Source organism: Kitasatospora sp. NPDC008050 (genome assembly GCF_042957465.1).
GTDB lineage: Bacteria > Actinomycetota > Actinomycetes > Streptomycetales > Streptomycetaceae > Kitasatospora.
Map to the genome: position 1 here is coordinate 1 of NZ_JBIBIJ010000024.1, position 6,060 is coordinate 6,060.

Below are 6,060 nucleotides of genomic sequence, written 5' to 3' on the forward strand. Positions count from 1 at the left end.
GGTTACATTCCGAACCCGGAAGCTAAGCCTCATAGCGCCGATGGTACTGCAGGGGGGACCCTGTGGGAGAGTAGGACGCCGCCGAACAATTCTTCCAGAGAAGCCCCCTTCCTTCGGGAAGGGGGCTTCTCTGCGTTCGGGGCCCGGCACGCTACCCTCTCTGCCACACAGCAGCGCGTGAAACGGCAGGCGGAGAGGCACCGGCATTGCAGAATCTGACCCTGTCCTGGCAGAGCGCCGGTGTCACGGGGGTGGCACTCCTCGGGGCCGCCTACGCCGTCCACCGCACTCTGCCGACACGCCGGACCGCGGTGGCCCTGCTGCGCGAAGCCGGCATCCTGCTGGCCCTGTTCGCGCTCTGGCAGTTGGTCGGTCAGCTGTCCCTGATGAGTACCGACCACGCACTCGACCGGGCCGAGTGGATCCACCGCACCGAGCTGAGACTCGGCCTGCCGGACGAGGCGTCCTGGCAGCGAGCGGTTCTGCCCCACTCGATCCTGGTCCGGCTGGCGAACTACTACTACGCGACGATGCACTTCGCGGTGATGATCGCCGTCCTGCTCTGGGTCTTCCTGCGGCACCGGGCACGCTACCCATGGGTGCGGACCACGGTCGTCCTGGTGACCGCCGCCTGCCTGGTGATCCAGTTCATCCCGGTCGCGCCCCCGCGGATGCTGCCGGACGCCGGTTTCGTCGACGTGGCGGCGCAGTACGGCCAGTCCGTCTACAACGGTGGTATCGGCGGTCTGCGCGCGGACGAGCTGTCGGCGATGCCCTCTGTCCATGTCGCCTGGTGCGTGCTGGTGGCCGTCGCGGTCATCCGGGTGAGCCGCTCGCCCTGGCGTTGGCTGATCGTGGCGTATCCCGTGCTGACCGTCGCCGTGGTGGTGGTGACGGCCAACCACTTCTGGGCCGACGGACTGGTGGCCAGCACGCTGTTGCTGCTCTCGTATGCCGCGCAGTACGGTGCCGGGCGGCTCGGCGAGCGGCGCCGCCGCGGTCGGTCGGGGGACGGGAGCGGCACGGGCACCCCGCCCGCACACCGGCAGCCCCAGCCCACGGCCCGCTGACCAACTGCTGGACACCCGTACCCCGGCACCTACAGCTGGACACCCGTACCCCGGCACCCACAGCTGAACACCGAACGGCGGGGCCTCCAACGGAGACCCCGCCCTTCGGCACCCGGCACCGCGCAGGTCACTTGACCGGCAGCGCCGCCCGGCCCCAGTGGTGGTTGGTCAGCGCGGCCGTGGCCCAGTACCAGCTGATCAGCCCGGCCACCGCCGCGATCCAGCCGGCCGCCTTGACCAGCCCGCCGGAGCTGCTGAGCACGCCGATCGCGTTCAGCAGCAGCGAGAGCGTCAGCAGGCCGAAGAGGGCCCGGTTGAACAGACCGGTCTGCCAGCTCGCGGCCGTCAGGGTGAAGGCCAGCATGGCCCAGAGCAGCAGGAAGAGCCCGGCCGCGTTCTTGCCGCCGGCCGCCGAGCCCGCGCCCATGGACCAGACCGCCCAGAAGGCGCCGAGCCCGGCGAAGGCGGTGCCGTTGAGGGTGTCACCGGCGCGCAGCTGCCAGAGGCCGGCGACGAAGAGTGCGATCCCGCCGAGCAGGTGCGCGAGGCCCGCGGCGTCGGCTACCTGGGTGTGGTGCAGGAGCCCGGTCTGCAGCAGGCCGTAGCCGAGCAGGGTCAGACCGAGAGCGAGGTATCCGAGAGGGCCCGCGTCGAGCGAGGCGGGTCGGGCATTGGCCCCGGTAGCGTCAGTGCTCACCGGAGGCTCCTTTCTGGTCGTTCCAGGGATGGATCTGACACGTCGGATCCGACCCGTCGGTCCGCGGCCGGAATGGGCACAGCCAGGACGGGTGCGGCCAGGACGGGGCGGCGCCCGGACGGCGCGACTGCGCCGCGGGGCGCGCGGGGATGCGCGAGATGGACGGAGAGTGATGGCGACGGCGGACATGGCAGCCGTCGCGATGGCCACGCCGGTGGCGTCCACGAGGAGCGTGCGGGCGGTGCCGACCTGCTGCGTCCCCGCAGCTCAGCTGCTGGGACTGGGCTTGCCGGGGAAACCCCCGGTCAGCTGGTCTCTACCCGGGCGGGGAGGCTTGTACCCTTGTGAATCGCAGAATTTGTTCATTTGTCAGCTGATTCGTCGCCAGTCCGTGACCAACAGTGACTCGGTTCAGCCCCGTCGCTGGACCGGCACCCGCAGCGCGATGATCGCCATGTCGTCCGACGGAGGCTCCGGCGCGAACCGCTCGACGGCGCGCTGCACCCGGGCCGCGACGGCGCCCGCCGTCAGCCCGGTGCACCCGGTGAGCACCTCGGCCAGCCCGTCCTCGCCGAGCATCCGCAGCCCCTCGCGCCGCTCGGTCACCCCGTCGGTGACGCAGAGCAGCACCTCGCCCGGCTCCAGCACCACCTGCTCGGCCGTCAGCTCCAGTTCCTCCATCACGCCCAGCAGCGGCTGCGAGGTGGCCGCCGCGCTCACCTGGCCGTCGCCGCGCAGGCGCAGCGGCAGCGGGTGTCCGGCGCAGACCAGGCTCAGCGCGGTGCTGCCGTCCGGGCGGGGCGTCAGCTCGCCGTAGAGCAGGGTCAGGAACCGGCCCCGGTCGCCCTCGTCGAGGATCGCCCGGTTGAGCCGGGAGAGCACCTGCGGGGCGTCCAGCCCTTCGCGGGCCAGCAGGCGCAGGGAGTTGCGGGCCAGTCCGGTGACCGAGGCGGCCTGCGGGCCGGTGCCGCAGACGTCGCCGATCGCGAAGCCGTAGGTGCCCTCGCGGATCGAGAAGAGGTCGTAGAAGTCGCCGCCGACCTCGTTGCCCTCGCCGGCGGCCTGGTAGAAGACCTCCACCTCGACGCCGGGGATCTTGGGCAGCTCCGGGGGCAGCAGGCTGCGCTGCAGGGCCTGGCTGATCGCGGTCCGCTCCGAATAGAGCCGGGAGTTGTCCAGGGCGAGGGCGGCGCGGCGGGAGAGGTCCTCGGCCAGCTCCAGGATCTCCTGGCGGAACGACACCCCGGCCTTGGTGCCGAGTGCGAGCAGGCCGATCACCCGGTTGCGGGCGAACAGCGGCAGCGCCACGGTCTGACCGATCAGCCCGGCGGGCTCGGCGCCGGTGACCGCCCCGGACGGTGCCGGCCAGGGCGCGGCGCCGCCGCCGACCAGGCCCACCGGTGGGTCGATGCGCCGCAGCAGGGCACGCAACGGGTCGATCTGGTCCTCGTCCTCGTGCAGGACGAAGGCCAGTTCGGCGAACTCGGCATGCTCCGCGATGGTGTAGACGGCGCACCAGACGGCCAGCGTGGGCACCGCCATCTGCGCGACCAGGGCGAGGGTCTGCTGGTGCTCCAGGGTGCCGGCCAGCAGGTCGGAGGCCTCCACCAGGAAGGAGAGCGCGCCGCGCCGCAACCGTTCCCGCTCGGCCAGCCGGGCGTTCTCCACGGTCAGCGCGATCCGGTCGGCGGCGAACTGCAGGCGCAGCGCCTGGTCGTTGTCGTACTGCCCGGCCCGGTTGGCGGCCACCCCGAGCGAGCCGATCAGCCGGCCCTCCACCTTGAGCGGCACGGTGATCAGCGAGCGCAGTCCGGAGCCGCCGAGCAGCGGGGCCGCGCCAGGACGGACCGACAGGTCCTCGTGCACGGCGGGCAGCCGGGCGGAGTCGTAGCGGCCGTTGCCGGAGTCGACCGGCAGCCGGACGTCCTTGGTGTGCCCGGCGGGCAGCCCGGTGGCTGCTCTGACCTCGAACTCGCTCTCGTCCTCGGTGATCAGCAGCAGGTAGGCGGCATCGCCGTCGAGCAGGTCGCGGGCTCGTTCCACGGTCTGCTGGAGCATGCCTGACAGGTCGTCGGCGGGCACGCCGTCGAGCAGCAGGTCGATCGGCTCGACGACGCCCGGCACGGGGCCGGCGGCGGCGACCCGGGTGGGCGTGTGCAGCACGGCCCGGTCGCGTTCGCGGACGAGCAGGCAGAGCGTGGAGGGGGCGCCGGTGGCATCCAGCACCCGGACCTGGGAGCCGTAGACCTCGATGGTCCGCTGATCGCCCCGGCGGATGCCGAAGGCCCCTTCCCAGCGGGCCAGTTGGAGCACCTCGGGGAGGCCGGTCTGCTCGCCGGGGGCCTGTGGCCAGACCACCAGGTCCGCCCACGGGTGGTCGAGCACCTCGGCGGCCGGCTGGCGGAACAGCTCCTCGGCGTCGGCGTTCCAGGCGCGCACCAGGCCTTGGGCGTCCACCTGTACGACGGCCACCAGCACCGTGCCGTCGGTGCTGGGCAGCACCTCGCCGGGAGCATGCGGCAGCGCGTAGCGGGTGCCGGGCAGGGCCCGCTGCAGCGGCAGCCGGAACCAGACGGTCTTCTGCCCGGCGGAGTACTCCACGCCCCAGCGGCTGGAGAGCGCCGAGCACATCAGCAGTCCGCGCCCGCCCTCGCCCTCGGCGTCGGCGAAGTGCTCGGAGACCGCGTCCCCGGCGACCGGCCCGGCGAAGGCCGGCAGCCCGCGTTCGGGGTGCCGGTCGGTGACGCCGATCTGGACCGAGTCCTCCTCGCGCAGACAGCTCACCTCGGCGGCGGTCCCGGCGTGCACCACGGCGTTGGTGACCAGTTCGCTGACCAGGACCACGGCATCGTCGACGACCTCGGGCAGCCCCCAGCCCAGCAGCGCGTCGCGGACGAAGCCGCGCGCGGCGGAGGCCGAGCGGCCGTCCGGCTCGAAGGTGGCGGCTGCGCGCGCGGTGACCACGGGCTGCTTCTCCTCTGGTTCGGGTACGGCTGCTCGGCGCCTGGTGTGCCACCCGGCTTCAGGCGGGCGGTCCCGGTGGCTCAGGCCAGGGCGAGGTGCAGCGCTCCACCCTACTTTCCGGCTGGTCTCCCCGGAGGCAAGGGGGAGTGAAACGGGCACTCGGGAGTGATTCTCCCCACGCCGCCCACACAGAACCTGCCGGGCATGTACTCCTGAAAGGTGGATGAGCCTGGCCAAGCGGGCCAACTCGGTCGGTGGGTGCTGTCAGACTGGGGGATCCGCAGGAAGGGCCTCGGGCTCTCCGGCGGACACCAGCCAGTCGCGACATGGGAGGGTCCCGTTGAGTTCGGCCACCAAGGACGCTACCGGTCAGAGCACGCCCGGACAGAACCCTGCCGGACAGAACACCCCCGGCCAGAAGAGCGCGCCCGGAACGACGCGAGGCGCACGTCCGCCCGCCGCGCCCCGTGGCGGGGCCGGGCGCCGTCCCGGGCACAACCGCGGGGCCGAGCCGGCCGAGCTGCGCAAGCTGCTCGGCGCGCTGACCGCGATGCGCGACGGCAACTTCCGGCGGCGGCTGACGGTGCCGGGCGACGGTCCGATGGCCGAGATCGCCGCGATGTTCAACGAGGTCGCCGAGCGTAACCAGCACCTGACCGGTGAGCTGGCCCGGGTGCGCCGGGCGGTGGGCCGCGAGGGGCGGCTGACGGCGCGGCTGGAGAACGGCGCGGGGGAGGGCGCCTGGGCCTCGGCGGTGGACAACTGCAACGCGCTGATCGACGACCTGGCCCGTCCGATGGCCGAGGTCGGGCGGGTGCTCGCCTCGATCGCCGAGGGCGACCTGGACCAGCGGATGGAGCTGCGCTCCAACCAGCCCGACGGTGGCAGCCACCCGCTGCGCGGTGAGTTCCTCAAGGTCGGCCGGACGGTGAACGGCCTGGTCGACCAGCTCTCGGAGTTCACCGACGAGGTGACCCGGGTGGCCATCGAGGTCGGCACCGAGGGCAAGCTCGGCGGTCAGGCGCGGGTCCGCTCGATGTCCGGCAGCTGGAAGGACCTGGCCGACTCCGTCAACACCATGGCGGGCCGGCTCACCGCACAGGTGCGCAACATCGCCGAGGTGACCACCGCGGTGGCCAAGGGCGACCTCTCGCACAAGGTCACCGTCGACGTGGCCGGCGAGATGCTGGAGCTGAAGAACACCGTCAACACGATGGTTGACCAGCTGAACTCGTTCGCCGCGCAGGTGACCCGGGTGGCGCGGGATGTGGGGACCGAGGGGCGTCTGGGGGGTCAGGCGCAGGTGCCCGGGGTGGCGGGGGTGTGGCG

4 protein-coding genes and 1 rRNA gene are annotated in these 6,060 nt (G+C 72.5%); 3 read left to right on the top strand and 2 right to left on the bottom strand.

Annotation, left to right across the window (positions count from 1 at the left end; translation table 11 throughout):
* Together rrf and ACFZB9_RS32690 are read left to right on the top strand one after the other, a co-directional pair.
* Window positions 1-87, top strand: a 5S ribosomal RNA gene (rrf, locus tag ACFZB9_RS32685); the annotation flags it as partial.
* Between the two features lie 119 nt (window positions 88-206).
* Window positions 207-1,070 carry a phosphatase PAP2 family protein gene (locus ACFZB9_RS32690; protein ID WP_391453269.1) on the top strand — a complete coding sequence of 288 codons (864 nt, stop codon included), beginning with the start codon at window positions 207-209 and terminating at the stop codon, window positions 1,068-1,070.
* A 127-nt stretch (window positions 1,071-1,197) separates the two neighbouring features.
* Here the strand turns inward: ACFZB9_RS32690 and ACFZB9_RS32695 are convergent, their stop codons facing one another.
* Together ACFZB9_RS32695 and ACFZB9_RS32700 are read right to left on the bottom strand one after the other, a co-directional pair.
* The gene (locus ACFZB9_RS32695; protein WP_391453271.1) at window positions 1,198-1,767 is read right to left on the bottom strand and encodes an acetate uptake transporter; all 570 of its coding nucleotides are present in this window, start codon (window positions 1,765-1,767) and stop codon (window positions 1,198-1,200) included.
* A 411-nt stretch (window positions 1,768-2,178) separates the two neighbouring features.
* Window positions 2,179-4,731, bottom strand: a complete 2,553-nt coding sequence (locus ACFZB9_RS32700; RefSeq protein ID WP_391453273.1) for a SpoIIE family protein phosphatase — start codon at window positions 4,729-4,731, stop codon at window positions 2,179-2,181.
* A gap of 550 nt (window positions 4,732-5,281) precedes the next feature.
* Here ACFZB9_RS32700 and ACFZB9_RS32705 point away from each other — a divergent pair.
* Window positions 5,282-6,060 (top strand): HAMP domain-containing protein (locus ACFZB9_RS32705; RefSeq protein ID WP_391453400.1); only part of this gene is annotated, 779 nt, incomplete at its 3' end.